The organism is Ruegeria sp. CE8 (genome assembly GCF_056537465.1).
Genome location: NZ_JBQFRP010000006.1, coordinates 111,500 through 127,666, shown reverse-complemented (window position 1 = coordinate 127,666; position 16,167 = coordinate 111,500). Strand labels below are relative to the sequence as shown.

At 58.5% G+C, this 16,167-nt stretch carries 15 protein-coding genes; 8 read left to right on the top strand and 7 right to left on the bottom strand.

Features of this window, described 5'->3' with window-relative positions; genetic code table 11:
- Positions 1 to 83: 83 nt before the first annotated feature.
- Both ACR0AA_RS12060 and ACR0AA_RS12055 read left to right on the top strand, forming a co-directional pair.
- On the top strand, positions 84 to 815 hold the full coding sequence (locus ACR0AA_RS12060; RefSeq protein WP_480664964.1) for a response regulator transcription factor: 732 nt from the start codon (positions 84 to 86) through the stop codon (positions 813 to 815).
- Positions 812 to 2,254, top strand: coding sequence for a sensor histidine kinase (locus tag ACR0AA_RS12055; protein ID WP_480664963.1), 1,443 nt, complete (start codon positions 812 to 814; stop codon positions 2,252 to 2,254). The genes ACR0AA_RS12060 and ACR0AA_RS12055 overlap by 4 nt, the downstream gene beginning before the upstream one ends.
- A gap of 4 nt (positions 2,255 to 2,258) precedes the next feature.
- Here ACR0AA_RS12055 and fliP read toward each other — a convergent pair whose 3' ends face one another.
- The 4 genes from fliP to fliF are packed head-to-tail and all read right to left on the bottom strand — an operon-like array spanning position 2,259 to position 5,455.
- Positions 2,259 to 2,990 (bottom strand): flagellar type III secretion system pore protein FliP, encoded by a 732-nt coding sequence (fliP, locus tag ACR0AA_RS12050; RefSeq protein ID WP_480756141.1) that lies wholly within the window; start codon positions 2,988 to 2,990, stop codon positions 2,259 to 2,261.
- Positions 2,990 to 3,277: a FliM/FliN family flagellar motor switch protein gene (locus tag ACR0AA_RS12045; RefSeq protein ID WP_480756140.1), complete on the bottom strand. Its 288-nt coding sequence runs from the start codon at positions 3,275 to 3,277 to the stop codon at positions 2,990 to 2,992. Before ACR0AA_RS12045 ends, fliP begins: the two co-directional genes overlap by 1 nt.
- Positions 3,270 to 3,866 carry a FliH/SctL family protein gene (locus tag ACR0AA_RS12040; RefSeq protein WP_480756139.1) on the bottom strand — a complete coding sequence of 199 codons (597 nt, stop codon included), beginning with the start codon at positions 3,864 to 3,866 and terminating at the stop codon, positions 3,270 to 3,272. Before ACR0AA_RS12040 ends, ACR0AA_RS12045 begins: the two co-directional genes overlap by 8 nt.
- Complete coding sequence (fliF, locus tag ACR0AA_RS12035; protein WP_480756138.1) at positions 3,866 to 5,455, bottom strand: flagellar basal-body MS-ring/collar protein FliF; 1,590 nt, start codon at positions 5,453 to 5,455, stop codon at positions 3,866 to 3,868. Before fliF ends, ACR0AA_RS12040 begins: the two co-directional genes overlap by 1 nt.
- Before the next feature lie 119 nt (positions 5,456 to 5,574).
- Between fliF and ACR0AA_RS12030 the strand changes: the two genes are divergently transcribed.
- The 5 genes from ACR0AA_RS12030 to ACR0AA_RS12010 are packed head-to-tail and all read left to right on the top strand — an operon-like array spanning position 5,575 to position 10,169.
- Positions 5,575 to 6,072, top strand: coding sequence for a flagellar basal body-associated FliL family protein (locus ACR0AA_RS12030; protein ID WP_480756137.1), 498 nt, complete (start codon positions 5,575 to 5,577; stop codon positions 6,070 to 6,072).
- 9 nt (positions 6,073 to 6,081) lie between these two features.
- Positions 6,082 to 6,549 (top strand): hypothetical protein, encoded by a 468-nt coding sequence (locus ACR0AA_RS12025; RefSeq protein ID WP_480664957.1) that lies wholly within the window; start codon positions 6,082 to 6,084, stop codon positions 6,547 to 6,549.
- Positions 6,546 to 7,121 carry a MotE family protein gene (locus tag ACR0AA_RS12020; RefSeq protein WP_480664956.1) on the top strand — a complete coding sequence of 192 codons (576 nt, stop codon included), beginning with the start codon at positions 6,546 to 6,548 and terminating at the stop codon, positions 7,119 to 7,121. Before ACR0AA_RS12025 ends, ACR0AA_RS12020 begins: the two co-directional genes overlap by 4 nt.
- 46 nt (positions 7,122 to 7,167) lie before the next feature.
- Positions 7,168 to 8,037 carry a flagellar motor stator protein MotA gene (motA, locus tag ACR0AA_RS12015; protein WP_480664955.1) on the top strand — a complete coding sequence of 290 codons (870 nt, stop codon included), beginning with the start codon at positions 7,168 to 7,170 and terminating at the stop codon, positions 8,035 to 8,037.
- A complete protein-coding gene (locus tag ACR0AA_RS12010) occupies positions 8,034 to 10,169 on the top strand; it encodes a hypothetical protein (protein ID WP_480664954.1) in 2,136 nt (711 codons plus the stop codon). The genes motA and ACR0AA_RS12010 overlap by 4 nt, the downstream gene beginning before the upstream one ends.
- 105 nt (positions 10,170 to 10,274) lie before the next feature.
- Here the strand turns inward: ACR0AA_RS12010 and ACR0AA_RS12005 are convergent, their stop codons facing one another.
- The 3 genes from ACR0AA_RS12005 to betB all read right to left on the bottom strand — a co-directional run bounded on the left by ACR0AA_RS12005 (position 10,275) and on the right by betB (position 15,643).
- A complete protein-coding gene (locus tag ACR0AA_RS12005; RefSeq protein WP_480756136.1) occupies positions 10,275 to 11,618 on the bottom strand; it encodes an MmgE/PrpD family protein in 1,344 nt (447 codons plus the stop codon).
- Positions 11,615 to 14,059: a GcvT family protein gene (locus ACR0AA_RS12000; RefSeq protein ID WP_480756135.1), complete on the bottom strand. Its 2,445-nt coding sequence runs from the start codon at positions 14,057 to 14,059 to the stop codon at positions 11,615 to 11,617. The genes ACR0AA_RS12005 and ACR0AA_RS12000 overlap by 4 nt, the downstream gene beginning before the upstream one ends.
- 129 nt (positions 14,060 to 14,188) lie before the next feature.
- On the bottom strand, positions 14,189 to 15,643 hold the full coding sequence (gene betB, locus ACR0AA_RS11995; RefSeq protein WP_480756134.1) for a betaine-aldehyde dehydrogenase: 1,455 nt from the start codon (positions 15,641 to 15,643) through the stop codon (positions 14,189 to 14,191).
- 192 nt (positions 15,644 to 15,835) lie between these two features.
- Here betB and ACR0AA_RS11990 point away from each other — a divergent pair, with 192 nt between their 5' ends.
- Entirely contained in the window at positions 15,836 to 16,165 is a 330-nt protein-coding gene (locus ACR0AA_RS11990) for a hypothetical protein (protein ID WP_480756133.1), read from the top strand.
- The last annotated feature ends 2 nt before the right edge of the window (positions 16,166 to 16,167 follow it).

Genomic DNA, 16,167 nt, shown 5'->3' with positions numbered 1-16,167 from the left:
CAGCGTGTTACGTTGACATTGAATCTGTTTCCGTTCGTTACAATGGACAGTAACGGGACGAGAGAATTGGGAGGACAGACAGAGTGAGCATTCCGCGGCTTCTGGTGGTGGATGACGACCCGGACATGCGGTCGATGATGACACAGTTATTACAAAAGAACGGCTTTATCGCTCTGCCCGCCAGTTCTGAAAAGGAAATCCGCGCACATCTGTCCAATGGCCGGATCGACCTGATCCTGCTGGATGTCATGCTTGGGGATGAAAACGGCATCGATATCTGTGCCCGGCTGCGGCGCGAACAGGATGTGCCGATCATTCTGGTCTCGGCCCTGTCTGCCGACCATCAGCGCATGGCAGGCTATGAGGTAGGCGCGGACGACTACATTGCCAAGCCATTCAACCCCCAACTAATGCTGGCCCGCATCCGCGCGGTAATGCAACGCGCCCGTCGGTCGTCCTCGCTGGCCTATCGGCGCCGCACACGCACCTTCCGGTTCAACGGCTGGGTTTTTGATGGCAAACGGGATGATCTGCATTCGCCCGAAGGGTATCTGGTGTCCCTGTCGCAAAGGGAAACCGCGCTGCTCAAGGTTCTGCTGGCCAACCCGCATATCCCCCTGACACGCGATGAAATCGTTGCGGCACTGGATGTCACAGGAGACAGCGACAAACCCGAGGCCCAGGGCCGTGCCATCGATATGCTGGTGGGCCGCCTGCGCTCCAAAATCGAAACCAACCCTAAAGATCCGCAGATGCTGCGCACGGAACGCGGGGTCGGCTACATTTTTGCCGCCGATATCTCGGTCGAAGAATGACGCTGCGCCTGCGCAATCTGGGGTGGCTGTGGACCCTCTCGGCTTTTGCCACAGGCCTCACGTCCGCCGGGTTGTGGTTTGCGTCTGCCCGCGCCTGGAACGAGTATCTGCTGCAGTCCTTTGTTTCCGGTTTCACGGTCTATGAAGAGTTGCGGACAGGCATGGCCCCCTCCGAAGGGCTGTCGATCACTCCCTTGTCGCCGCTAGATGCTGCGCTGGCCGAAAATGGCGAGTTCCAGCGATTGCCCGGATTCTCGGGCCGTCGATTTGTCACCAACCTTTCGATCCTGACGGACAGTTCCGCGCCGCTCAGCGGGCGTGAACTGACCGTTGCAATCCTGTCTGACCGGCTGGTTTACCCGGTGTCGGACATCGTATCGGGTATCGATCAGACCGGGCCCGAGAAGATGGGCAACCTGACCCGGTTGCTGGCAACATACTGCAGCGAACCGATCCTGATTGCGAAGTTTGGGCGCGAGTCCTGGTATCAGGTTGACGGAACCCAAATCTGGGGCTGCCAAGCGGCCCCCATGGATTTGCGCCTGCCCGGCATTCTATTTGGGATCGTCGCGCTTGCGATCATCCTGTCTTCGGTTAGCAATGTGTCGGATACGTTTACCCGCTTTGCCCACGCCCTGCGCGAACGCCAGCGCCTCGGCGGGCCGGAAAGCTACGAAGCAGACGGCCCGGATGAGCTACGCGACATCGTATCCGCAGTGAATGCGCATCTTGAGGCCGAACGCGCTCAGCTGGAAAAGCGTGCGACAGTTCTGTCCGGCGTCAGCCACGATTTGGGCACTCCCGCCACCCGAGTACGCCTGCGTGCCGCCCTGATCGCCGACGATGAGCTTCGCGAAAAGCTTGAAGCTGATGTGGATCAAATGACAGGCATGATCGAAAGCGTGCTGACCTATACGCGGTCCGAACTTGATGTTGAGGAGCCTCGCCAGATTTCCCTGACGTCATTGGTAGAAGCTCTGGTGGCCGATTATCAGGACATGGACCTGCCAGTGACGCTGAAAAAGATCGAGCCGGTTGCAGTTGAGGGGGCAACATCCGTTTTCATGTCACGGCGCGGCCACGGTCAGTTGCCGGAAACGCGGCGCATTCTGGTCATGGCGCGGCCGATCTCACTGAAACGCGCGTTGACCAACCTGATTGACAACGCGTTGAAATACGGACGACACGCTGACGTACAGTTGGAAACCGATGCGACGACCGCCACGATCACGGTCGAGGACAAGGGCACCGATCTGTCCGTATCGGATATCGAAAACCTGATGGCTCCGTTTCGGCGCGGATCAAATACCGGTTCATCCGACGGGTATGGTTTGGGTTTGACAATTGCCGCCACGGTCGCTGAACAACATGGCGGCGCCATGAGCTTCGAGGCCGGGGATCGCGGACTGCGCGCCCGCCTGCAAATCGCCCGTCAATAACGGCCTATGTCGCATAGCTTCGCACCAAGGCGCTGGCGATCAGGGACCAACCGTCAGCAATGACAAAAAATGCCAACTTGAACGGTAACGACACCGTGGCAGGCGGCACCATCATCATTCCCATCGACATCAGCACGGCCGCCACCACAAGGTCGATGATCAGGAACGGTAGAAAGACCAGAAACCCGATCTGAAAAGCACGCGCTATTTCAGACAGCATGAAGGACGGCATCAGAACAGACAGCGGTGCCTCGGAGGACAACGCGATAGCGTCGCCGCCGGGTCGCAGGGCGGCCATGGCATGAAAGGTATCGGGGTCCAGCCGCGCGGCCATGAAGGCGCGGAACGGATGCACAGCGCGTTCCAGCGCCGGTTCAACATCCATCGTTTCGTCAACCATCGGCCGGATACCGGTCGTCCAGGCCTCGATGAAAACCGGCTCCATGATGAAGTACGTCAGGAACAGGGCCAGGCTGACAATCAGCATGTTGGGTGGAGATTGCTGCAACCCGATACCCTGCCGTAAAATCGCCAGAACGGTAATCAGGAACGGGAAACAGGTGATCATGATCGCCAAACCGGGCGCGAGGCTGAGCACCGTGATCAACAGGATCAGCTGGATCGTCCGGGCCGAAATAGACTCACCCTCGCCAAGCGATACGGACAGCTCCTGTGCCGCTGCCAGAGACGGAGTCAGGGTAGCCAGCGCGACAGCCAACAATAGAAGTCGGAGCATCAACCGATTCCGTTTTGCAAATCCGCGATTTCCGTCAGTCGCACGGCCAACTGCCCGGCCTGATCTCCTTCCATCTCTTCCAGCAGACCCCGGGCGACCAGTTGGTCTCCGACATACAGGTCGACCGGATCCTCGATGCGTTTGTCCAGGGTCAACACCGCGTTTTCGCCCATGTTCAGCAAATCCCGGATCAGAGGGCGCGCCCGACCGACCGATACGGTGACTTCGATTGGAACGGACTCGAACGGGTTGGGTTTTTCCGGTTTTGGTGTCCGCGGGTCATTCATTGTTCACTGCCTCTTTTGCCTGAAAAACATACGCCTGAAAGGCACCGTCGATCGCAGCAAGCAAAGCTTCGCAATCGACCTCTCGCTGGGAAATTCCGACTTTCAACCGCGCCTGCCCCGGCTCCAGCGTCGAATCTTCAATCACTTGCGCAGGGGATGACAATTCATTCGGGATCAGGTTTTCCACCTCATCCACGCGACCGATGGGCACAAAAATCTGCATGGGCTGACCGATCTGCGTGCGAGCCATGTCGGTGAGCTGTTCGACCAGACGAACCGCAAACCCTCGATCCAACGTTTCGGGCAAAACTGCCTTTGTTAGGCTCTGAAACATAGGCTCCAGCGACTGGGCCATACTGCTGACCGCCTCATGATATGTGAAAGACATGTCTTCAAGAGATTTGGCCAGTTCCGCCGCTATCTGACTCCGGCTTTGCGCCTGCGCCTGCACGGCATCCTCCCAACCTGCGCTATAGCCTTGTTCAAAGGCGGCCAACCTCTGTTCCTCCAGCGCGTCTTCGTCCAGAACGTGCAGTTTGGTGCCGCCAGCCTGCAAGGTGAAATCCTCAAGAAGATGGGCTATCGACATCACGCACGCTCCTCACCTTCTTCCAGCCAGCTGCGAAGGATTTCGACCGTTTCTTCCTGCTTGTCGCCAATCATCGCCCTCAGCCGATCGACTGGATCTGCACCGGCTTGGGAAGCCAGCGCCGGAACATTCCCGGAGGGTACTTGCCCCGGTAGTGTCGTGAACTGCCCGCCTTCTTCGGTTGCAATTTCCCCGGTCAGGTAAGATTCGGGCTCAGGCGACCCACCCGCGGGCAACAAGGCCTGTGCCGTGGCGGGCTGGGTTAGGATCGGGCGAATGACAAACAGGCCGAGCACCAGGGACACAAGCGCCAGTACAGCCATCTGGATCATTGACATCGCGTCGAAATGTATCTTTTGCCACAGCGAAGCGGTCGCCAATGTGCCCTGCGGTTCGACAACTGGCATGTCCAGCGACTTCAGCGTTATCACATCGCCGCGTTCCGCATTGAACCCCACGGCCGAGGCCACAAGCTCCTGCAAGGCATCAAGCTCCGCCTGCGGCATCGGTGTGAATGTTTCAGCGCCCTCTGTGGTCACAGACCGGGTTCCGTTCACCAGCACTGCCACGGTCAAGCGCTTGATTGCGCCGGGGCCGTTATGGACCTCCAGCTCGGTTTCCGAGACCTCGTAGTTGATACGCTCGCGTGTTTGGGTGGCGTTTGAATTGGATTCGTCCCCGCCTGCACCATCTCCGTCCGGCAGGTTTGACGCCACGGTGACGTCCGCAGACTGGTTACGGGCGCTGTCTGACCGCTCCTCGACGTCGGTACTGATGGCGACACGGCCATTGGGGTCAAATCGCCGCTCGCGGATGGATTCGGTCTTGGTCACAGTGTCGACGCTGACTTCGACCACTGCGTTTCCGGCTCCGACTCGGGCCTCGACGAGGCGCAGAACCCGCTCCCTCAACTGACGAGATTTATCATCTGCTGTATCGGCTGCCACAGGGTTATCCTGCTTGCCGATCACCGCACCGTTGGAATCGATGACCGCGACATTCTCAGGGGCCAGACCACTGACTGCCGAAGACACCAGGAACCGAATTGCCTTTGCCTGATCCGAGGTGATGTCAGCGCCCGAAGCGACCAAGTAAACAGAAGCTGTTGGTGCGACGCTGCGCTGAAATGGATTCGATGATCCGTTGGCGATATGAACGCGCGCCTGGCTGATATGCGGGCTGCCAACAATGGTTCGGGCCAACTCACCTTCTTTGGCGCGCCAATAAGCAGCTTCAAACATCTGGGATGTGGTGCCAAATCCGCTGAGCGAATCCAGCAACTCATACCCTCGGTTTCCGTTCGCAGGCAGACCTTCGCTGGCCAGCGTCATGCGCAGCTCATCCCGCTGCGCACCAGGAACATAGATAGATCCGCCGCGAATCTCATACTGCACACCGCGCTGGTCCAATGAGCGGACGATATCTCCTGCAGCACCGCTCTCGAGCCCGGCATAGAGCAGGGTCATCGACGGCGCCGTCACCAGCCGCGACATCGCAAGGACTCCCAAAAACACCAGCACAACTGCACCGGCGACGATGATTTGTTTACGCCTGTCCAAACTTGCCCAGACAGTTCCGATCTGCTGCACGCTCACCTCCGACTCGCCGACATTCTGCCCGGCGCAGCCCCTGTTTGAACGATTGCCCTTAACAATCGGTTAGTCCCTGCCGGGTTATGACGGCTGCGAAATGCATGAATGAGGACGTCATGACCGACGCGACTGCAGAACAGGCAGAAGTCTCAGAAAAATCTGGGAAAAAGGGATTGATAATCGGGATGATTCTGGCGGCTGCCGGGGCCGTGGGCGGGTATTTCCTGACAGTGTCAGGGCTGTTGCCAATTGGCGGAACACCCGCGGCGCAAGAGTCACAGGAAACGGGCGAAGACAAGCCCGCCAAGGCGTTGCCAAAGGTGGGTTTTGTAGATCTTGCCCCGGTCATTGTCGCGGTAAACACCAGCGATTCGCGGCATCTGAAATTTCACGCCCAGCTCGAGGTGAACGCCCCGTACATCGCGGACGTGGAAAAGATGAAACCGCGAATCATGGACGTGATGAATGGATATCTGCGCGCGATCGAGGTGGCGGATCTTGAGGATTCGCTCGCGCTTATGCGCATCCGCGGTCACCTTTTGCGGCGCATTGAAATCGTCGTCGGTGAAGGTCGCGTGCGCGACGTTCTGGTCATGGAATTCGTACTGAACTAGGAGGCGAAGTTGGAGCTGATTGCAGATATTTTGCTGGTAGCCGGCGCGCTGGGTGCGGGTCTTTATTGTTTCGTTCTGTCCCGGCGGTTGAAACGTTTTACCGACCTTGAAAAAGGCGTCGGTGGCGCAGTGGCTGTTTTGTCATCGCAGGCCGATGAGCTGAAAAGATCGCTGGATTCCGCTCGGGACGCCTCGGATCAATCAGGAGTGGCCCTGAAAGAACTGACCGCACGCGCCGAAACGGTTGCCCAGCGGTTGGAACTGATGATGGCCTCAATGCATGACGTTGTGCCGGACGAAGATGCACCTGCCGAATCTTCTGTTTCGGAACCAGAATCCGTCGAAGAGGTTTCTGAAGATGAAGTTGAAGCACACGCCGAGCCCAAGGCGGATGAAGAACCCTCGGTGAAGGCTCAGCCAAAACGACCCGGTGGTCTGATGTTCCTGCGCCACAATCGCAGCGAGGCCCCGACATGACCAGGAAGCGCGCAGACAAGCGACCCAAGGGCGGCGTTCTTGCGGTGATATCCATGCTGATGATCGGTTCTGCCGCGATCAGATTGGGGTTTGAGGCCGGGCCCGCACTGGCCAAGAGCGGCGACCCCCTCCCTCCGGAATCCGGACAAAGCCAACCGCAACGACCCGGCGCGCAAGTGCTGTTGACAGAATTGCTGCGCCGAGAAGAGGCTCTGAAGCAGCGGGAAGCCGCCGTGGTGGACAAGGAAAAAGCGTTGAGTATCGCGGATCAGGCGATCGGGACCCGCCTGGCCGCCTTGCAGGAGGCCGAGGACTCGCTACGCGAAACACTGGCGTTTGCAGAAAAGGCAGCCGAGACCGACCTGACGCGTCTGACGGATGTGTACCAAAGCATGAAACCCAAAGACGCAGCAGCCTTGTTCGAAACGATGGATCCCGGTTTTGCAGCTGGATTTCTGTCGCGAATGCCGCCTGATGCCGCCGCAGGCGTTCTGGCCGGTCTCAGCCCTGAAGCAGCCTATACGATCAGCGTGATCATGGCCGGCCGCAACGCCGCAGCCCCACAGGAATAACGCTCATGATTTTCACCCTCGCATCGGACTTTGCCGGAGATCGCCCATGATCGGAATAATTGGAATCGTCGTGATTTTTGCAATGGTGTTCGGCGGCTATCTTGCTGCGGGCGGAAAGATGGCGATCATTTTGAAATCGCTCCCGTTCGAAATGATGATGATTGGCGGCGCCGCCGTCGGCGCATTTATGATCAGCAACGACATGAGCGCCGTCAAACACACGATCAAAGATATGGGCAAAGTGTTCAAGGGCCCCAAATGGAAGCCCGAGGATTACCGCGATCTGCTATGTCTTCTGTTTTCGCTGATCCGCATTGCCAAGGCAAGCCCGGTCGAGGTGGAACAGCATATCGAAGACCCGGAAAATTCGTCTCTGTTCTCTGCTTATCCGAAAATTCAGGCGGATAAGGAAGCCGTCGACCTGATCTGCGACACGATGCGATCGGCAACCATGAACTACGACGATCCACATCAGGTAGAAGAGGTGCTGGAAAAGCGGATGGAGGCGAACTTTCATCACGCCATGCATTCCAGCCACGCTTTGCAAACGGTGGCCGATGGTCTGCCCGCGCTGGGGATCGTGGCCGCAGTTCTGGGTGTTATCAAAACGATGGGATCTATTGATCAACCGCCCGAAGTTTTGGGCAAACTGATCGGTGGCGCTCTGGTCGGCACCTTTCTGGGCGTGTTTCTGGCCTATGGTCTGGTTGGCCCCTTCGCTGGCAAGCTGAAAGCCGTGGTGGAAGAGGACAACCATTTTTACCAGCTGATCAAAGAGGTTCTGGTTGCCAACCTGCACAATCACAACGCGGCCATGTGTATTGAAGTCGGCCGTCAGAACACACCGACACACAACCGACCGGGATTTTCCGAGCTTGAAGACGCGTTGAAGGAACTCAAGCAGGCAGCGGCATGATCCGAACCATTTTCATTGCGTTCGTGCTGAGCGCGGCCGCGGCACAGGCCCAGGATATTCCAGTGCGGTCGGGTGAACATGACGGTTACACGCGCCTGGTCGCTCAGGTTCCGCCCGGTACCGGCTGGGTTCTGGTACAGTCCGAAAACGGCGCGCACTTGAATGTCGAACTGGACAAAGTGACATTCAATACGGGTTCTGTTTTTCGTCGCCTCACACAAAACCGCCTTGCCGCAGTTTCGCAGTCAGAGCCGGGTGGCGCCCTTGAGATGCAGTTCGGCTGCGACTGTGTTGCGTCGGCTTTTCTGTTTAAGAACACGATGATCGTCGTGGATATTGCACCGGGAAAAGCACTCCCCCCAATCCGCGCCGAAATCGCTCCGCCTGTTTTGCCTAAAGCGCCTAAAGAGAAAAGCCCGCTGGCAGAGGTGCAGGAGCTGCAGGGGCTGGAGTTGCCGTTGCTGAGCCTCACCGCGCAGCGCTTCGAAGATCAACTTTCGACTCTGCTGCTGCGCGGGGCCGACCGGGAACTTGTTGATCTGAACCTCGCACCCGTAGGGCCAAGAATGTCGGTTCCGGAAGACGGGCCATCCATCCCGCCAGGCTTGAACACAAACATCCATGTAACATCAGTGCTGGACGGGTTGAACGACCTTCTCGGGCCGTCGCTGCCGCAACTTGAAAAACGCCCTCCTTGCATTTCCAACGCTGAGCTTGGATTTGACCGATGGTCCGGAGGTGGCTCTTTTCCGGAACAAGTGGCCTCACTTCGGGGCGATTTGTTTCAAGAGTTCGACCGCATAGACAAAGAAAAGGCGCTGGAACTGGCTCGTCTTTATGCCCATTCCGGATTCGGTGCCGAAGCCCTTCAGGCGCTGGACCTACTTGGGCAGAAACCACCGGAGGCAGATCGGGTTGCAGCAATCGCACGCTTTCTGGATGGCCGTAAGCTCACGGTGTCAAACCCCTTCACCAGCCTTCAACGTTGCGAAAGTGACGCGGCGCTATGGGCACTTTTGATCGAAGGGGTTTTGCAAAAAAATGCTCAGTTGCGGTCGATCGAGCAGTCCTTCGCACGTTTGCCAGACCATCTACGGCGTCACGTCGGACCAACACTGGCCGAAATTCTGACGGATGCAGGCAAACTGGAAGCCGCGCGACGCGTTTTGCGCGCAGTCGACCGGATCGAATCTGTGGTCAGTACCGACACGTCGCAGGCCAAGGCCAAGGTCGCGGCGGCTGAAGGCGATGGTCCCAGGGTCGAATCTCTGCTGAACGAAGTCATCAACTCCTCTGATGCTGATATGGAGGCACCACTTGCTCTTGCGCGTCTTGTAGACAAGCGATGGTCAGAGCGTGGGTCGATATCCCCACAGGAGCTTGATCTTGCGGCGGCGTACGTAGTGGAGTTTCGCCGGTCAGACCTTGGGCCGCTCATGTGGCGCACGCAAATCGTCGCCTTAAGCCTGAGCCATGAGTTCGACGAAGCGGTGGATCTATTGGTGCCCCACCCGTCAGAGGTTGAGAGCATTGAAACATTGAACCGGGTCGCTCAGATCCTGACCGAACGTGCCGACGACGAGACATTCCTGCGCCGGGCTTTGACCTTTTCGACCAGCCAAAGGCAGGACCTGACGACCGAAACCGCAGTGAAATTGGCCGAGAGGTTTGTCACGCTTGGCTTTGCAGAGGCTGCACTGGACCTTGCCGGTCGGCCGCAAGACAAAACGCGGCGCGCCGAAAGGGCCCGGTTGCGCGCCCGCGCTGCCTTGCTGCAAACCAGGCCGCATCAAGCGATGCTGGAGTTGGCCGACGATCCGTCGGACACCGCCCAACTGTTAAGAGGGCAGGCGATGCAGGCTATAGGCGACTATGCGTCCGCGGGTGAGCTTTGGCGCGCTGCGGGAGAGGACGAAGATGCCGATCGGTTCTTCTGGCTGGCAGATCGCATCGAAGAGATCGACGATGATCGGGGCACAAAATATTCTGCGGTAAACCGAACGACGATGTACCTGTCCGATGCACCCGGCCGAGTGCCGGACAAACCCTTGGCCGATGCGCACAATTTGCTAGCGGACAGTTCAGAAACGCGGCGACGGATTTCTGAGTTGCTGGCGGCGGTAAGCCAATAGGAAAGCCGACCCGCCAATCCGGAGCGCTCAGATTCCCGCCCCATAACTGCTGGTTGCGCGTTAACTTGGTCATATAAACACCCTGACAGCCGTCGCCCTCGGGGTCTATGGATCAAAGACCAAGGGCATCAGGTCTGACAATCTGGAGGCGGGATCTGTCCAACCTAGAATTGCTGTTCGGATCGCGTCGGCACGTTCCGAGCCAACGACTGGTGCCGCGAACTCGGTGTACTTGGCAATCACCTCATCCCTGCTGATTGGCGCCTCGGGCCCACCGCGCGCGTGAATGTCACCAGACTCTAACACACGCCCATCGGTCAATTTCAGACTGGAATCCGCCCATCGTCCTTTCGGAAATCTCATGCTGTGCCGATCACTCTCTGAGACGTTAATGCGCGGCACCAAATCAGCCACAACCGGATCAGCTAGACCTTCGCCCGAGATATGCTCGACCCCGATCCGGCCATAGATCGCCTGAACGGCCACCGCAAAAGGCAGCGAATACTGGGCCTGCGATGTAGTGTCCGGCATCCCATCATACAGGCAAGCAGCCTCGTGAAAGCTGTTGATCTGCATCGATTGGATCCGGTCGTGAGTTAGGTCATGCTCCATCATCACCGCCCGAACGCCGTCAATAGCCGCATGGGCCCAACGACATATCGGATAGGGTTTCACATACTGGTGCTCGACCTGCCAGAACTGACCCAGATCTGCCCAATGCGGCGCAACCTCGTCGGCCTCAATTGTGATGGCTGGCGCGCCGGTAAAACCGCGCTCGGCCAGGATCGCAGAGGAGATGCCGACCATTGCCCCCCAGCCCGATCCGTCGTGCAGCATCGTTGGGTTTGCGATTTCACGCATCATCTGGCTGCGCGGGCCGTGATATTCGGCAATCCCCAGAGCTTGTCGAAACTGTTCGGTTGTGTGTTTGCGCAGCCGGGACGCCATGGCCGCCACCCCAAGCGCGTTCCATGCGCCGGATGTGTGATAGTCACTGACCGAAGCGTGCAGCGAAAGACCCGCGCGCCCCGCAACTTCGTATCCGGTTACAACCGCAGCCAGAGCTTCGGGCCCGGACAATTCAGGACAATGCGCCCCAAGTGAAACCAACGCGGGCAGCACAACAACACCGATATGTCCTTTGGTCGGGTTGTATCCGTCATGCCCATCCAGATTGTCGGTCTGCGTCGCCGCCGCATAAGCTGCGCCCGCCATGCTGACTGACCGGCCGTCAAACATCATCGGCGTGCTAAAGGCCGCTTCGGTGCTGCCATAGAGCAGCGCGGCCGTATCCCGGGCGATTACGCCAGCCTCCATCGGACCGGACGCAATCAGGATGCCCATTGTGTCCAGCATCATCAGGGCGGCGGATTCCTTGGCGCTTTCAGGTATCTCATGCGCCGGTCTTTTCAGGGCAAACTCTGCGACGCGCTCGAATGTCCCGGTCATTTGGCTGTTTCCATGACTTTGGGTTCCACGTCGCGCAACCGATGTCCCAATGGATCAAAGGGCGGTTCGGCGAGGATTTTGGCTTTATGAGGCCTACCGAGGATGAAGATTTCCACCGTATCACCCGGCTTGGCGACAGCAGGATTGGCGTAACCGATGGCGAGGGACTTGCCGACCGAATAACCGTAGGCACCCGAGGTCACGCGACCCACCGGAGTGCCGCCTGGCGTGAAGACCGGCTCGCCCCCCGTTGCATCAGCATCCGTCACGTCGACTTCGAAGATCGACAGGACCTCGCGCGCGGCGTTGTCCTTGATAGCCAGATAAGCTTCCTTGTGAAGGAAATCCTTGTCCAACTTGATCAGCCCCGCCAGCCCGACCTCCTGCGGCCAGTATTCCTGAGAATACTCGCGGCCCCACGAGCCATAGCCCTTCTCGATCCGCAGCGATCCCAGCGCGCGACCGCCAACCGGACCACCGTCGCACGCCTTCGCCGCCTCAAGAAGCGCAAAATAGAGCCTGATCTGGTCTTCTTCGGCGCAGTGCAGCTCCCACCCCAGGTCGCCGGTAAAGCTGACGCGGATTGCCAGACAGGTCACGCCCGCGACCTCAATCGTGGCCGAGCGCATGAAGCGGAAGGTTTCGTTCGACAGATCCGCATTGGTCAGCCGCTGGAGCAGGTCGCGCGATCTGGGTCCTGCGATGTTGAAGCCCGCGATCCGATCCGTTGCCACCTCGAACGTGGTGCCCTCGGGCAGGTCGATCATGTTGAAAAACCGCTGATGATAACGCTCGGCCATGCCGGAGCCGATCATCATGTACTCGTCCTCTGCCACCTTGGTGATTGTAAAGTCGCCAGCTACGCCACCGCGCACCGAGATCAGCGGTGTCAGGCAAGAACGTCCAACCACGGTCGGAACCCGGTTGGCAACCAACTGGTCCAGCCATTCATGCGCACCCGGTCCCTTGATCACGTAGTTGGCAAAGTTCGAGATGTCGATCACGCCGACGCTCTCGCGCAGCATCTTTACCTCGCGACCCACCGGGTCCCACCAGTTTTGGCGGGTAAAGCCGATTGTCTCTTCCGTACCCGGCTGATCGGCAAACCACAGCGGATGTTCCCAGCCGCAGTTCAGACCAAAGACGCAGCCCATGTCCTTTTGCATCTGGTACGCGGGGCGCACGCGGGCCGGACGGCCTGCGCTGCGTTCTTCGTTCGGGAAATGGATGGCGAAACGGTGGGTATACTGATCCTCGACCCGCGCCTTGGTGAACTTCTTGTCCGCCCAGTCGCCAAACCGGGCCAGATCCCAGGCGAACATGTCGTATTGCGGCTCGCCCTCAATCATCCATTGCGCCGCCAGCAGACCAAGACCACCCGATTGCGAGAAGCCGGGGATCAGGCCACCGCAAAGGAAATAGTTCTTCAGCTCGGGTACCGGACCCCAAAGCGCGCTGGAATCGGGCGACCAGATCATCGGACCGTTGATTACCCGTTTGACCCCGGCGGTGGCAGCAACCGGCACACGTTCGGTAGCGCGGATCACGTTTTCCATGATCCGGTCCAGATCGTCGGGGAACAGATCGTGGGCAAAATCCAGCGGCGTGCCATCTTCGGCCCAGAACTTCATGTCCTTCTCATAGGCGCCAATCAGCAGCCCGTTGCCTTCCTGTCGGAAATAGTACTCGCCATCCCGATCCGCGATCGAGGGTAAACGGCGACCCAGATTGGCGACCTCGTCGATGGATTCGGTCACGAAATACTGGTGTTCTGTCGGCTGCAGCGGCAAGGTCAAACCGGCCAAGGCCGCCACTTCGCGACCCCAGAGACCGGCGGCGTTCACCACCCACTGCGTATGAATGTCACCTTTTTCGGTGCGCACGATCCAAGATCCGTCGGGCTGTTGTTCAGTGCCTAACACAGGGCAAAAACGCTCGATCGTGGCACCCATGGCACGTGCACCGGCCGCATAGGCATGTGGCACGCCCGACGGATCCACATTGCCGCCGTCGGGTTCGTACATGATGCAGCGGATATCGTCGAACTGCGCCAGAGGGTGCAACTCCATCGCCTGTTCGCGGCTGACCTCATAGAAATTCAGGCCGTAGAACCGAGCCTTCGCCTCTTGCAGGCGCAGTTGGTGCTCTCGATCTTCGGTCTGCGCCAGATACAGCGAGCCCGGCTGAAACACACCGCAGCTTTGACCGGTTTCCTGCTCCAGCTCCTTATACAGGTTCATCGTATAATGCTGGATCCGGGTGATGTTGTTGTTGTCGTGCAGCCCGTGAATGTTGGCCGCCGCGTGCCAGGTCGAACCTGACGTCAGTTCGTCCCGCTCAAGCAGGACAACGTCCCGCCAGCCGAGCTTGGCCAGATGGTACAGAATCGAACAACCAGCCAAGCCTCCACCGATCACTACGGCCTGTGCGTGCGTTTTCATGAACTTGATCTCCTGCCGCCGGCGCCGAAATCAGCGCCCCTGGGCAGAAGTCAGCCACAGGTCGAAAGCAGCTTATGCTCTGTTCCCGACGTCAAATGTCGGGAACAGAACCCTGATAGCCGGTTTTGGTCAGTACGGCGCTTCGACGTCGTTCATCGAAACGTAGACTGTCTTCATTTCGCTGAAGTGATTGATCGCCAGTTTCGAGTTCTCGCGCCCGACACCTGACATTTTAGAACCACCGAACGGAGCCTCCACCGGTGCAAGGTTATAGGTGTTGATATAGCAGGTGCCTGCCTCGAACCCGGCCACGATGCGGTGCGCACGGGTCAGGTCGTTGGTGAATACACCGGCGGCCAGACCGAATTCGGTGTCATTCGCACGGGCCATCACCTCTTCTTCGGTTTCGAAATCCAGCACGGACATGACCGGGCCAAAGATTTCTTCCCGCGCGATGGTCATGTCGTCCGCCACATCCGCGAACACGGTTGGCTGCATGTAGAAACCGTCGCCATCAATTCGCTCGCCGCCAAAGACCAGACGCGCGCCCTCGGCCTTGCCCTTTTCGACATAGCTCAGCGCGATGTTCATCTGGTTTTCGCTGACCATTGGACCAAAATTGACGTCCTCATCCAGCGGATCGCCAATTTTCGCCGTTGCGAGACGTTCCGAGAGGCGCTTGAGGAAGGCTTCCTTGATACCTTTTTGTACAAAGACTCGGGTACCGTTCGAACACACCTGTCCCGAAGAATAGAAGTTGCCGAGAATCGCGCCCGACACAGCGTTTTCGATATCTGCGTCATCGAACACGATCATCGGGGATTTACCACCCAGCTCCATCGTCACATGTTTCATGCCGTCGGCGGCAGCAGCATAGACCTTGCGGCCCGTCGGCACCGAGCCGGTCAGCGACACCTTGGCCACGCGCGGGTCAGTCACAAGCGATGCACCGACGTCGCCATAGCCCTGCACGACATTGTAAACACCTTTGGGCGCACCGGCCTCGATCAGAATCTCTGCCACTTGCAGGGCCGACAAAGGCGTAGTCTCGGAGGGTTTGAAAACCATCGTATTACCGCAGGCCAGCGCCGGGGCGCCTTTCCAGCAGGCGATCTGGGTCGGATAGTTCCATGCGCCGATACCAACACAAACGCCCAGCGCTTCACGAATGGTGTAGACAAAGTCGCCACCCCCCAGCGGGATATGCTCACCTGTCAGCGACGCGGCCAGGCCACCGAAATACTCCAGCGCGTCCGCGCCCGAGGTTGCATCCGCCACCAGAGTTTCCTGCAACGGTTTGCCGGTGTCGTGGGTCTCAAGGATCGAAAGCTCGCAATTGCGGTCGCGCATGATGTCCGCAGCGCGACGCAAAACCCGTCCGCGTTCGGTTCCGGACATGGCGGCCCATTCTGCTTGCGCGTTTTTTGCGCTGCTTAAAGCCTGATTCACGATATCAGGCGTTGCCGAGTGCAGGCGCGCAATGACTTCACCCGTGGCGGGGTAAATCACGTCGATTGGTGCGCCGCTGGTATCTTCGACATACTCGCCGTTGATGAAATGGCTCGCCTTGGGCTGGAATTTCATGACGGGTCCTTTTTTGTTTCGAAAGCGCCGTCTGAGCCGGGCGCTGATACGGTTCAAATCGCGTTTATCTTTTATTGATTGACCAGTCAATAAAACCATTAGCTGGCAAATTCCTGCCGAGTCATAACGGCCCCCTCTTGAAACAAAAGGTTAATGTTCCATTTATGTTCTACATAGTCAGAGGATCACCCGATGGCCCATACGACCCGAGAATCCGTCCTTGGCGGACCGACAAACGACTACCACCTGCTGCCTGTTACGGACCGGCAAATGCGCTATGCCCGCGCCATCGCGCAGCAGTCAGCTTTGGAAATCCCGGTCGAAGCGCAACGGGATCGCAGGTCGATGTCCGCCTGGATTTCCGCCCATAAATCCGTCGACACGTCCCCCTTTGCGAATTACCCGACCGGTAAGCAGGTTGCCTTTGCCGAGCGGATTTCCTGCACCAAACGTCGACCGATTCCGTCAGAGTGTTTTCGGGACAAGCACGCGATGTCCCTGTGGATCGACCACAACAAATAGCC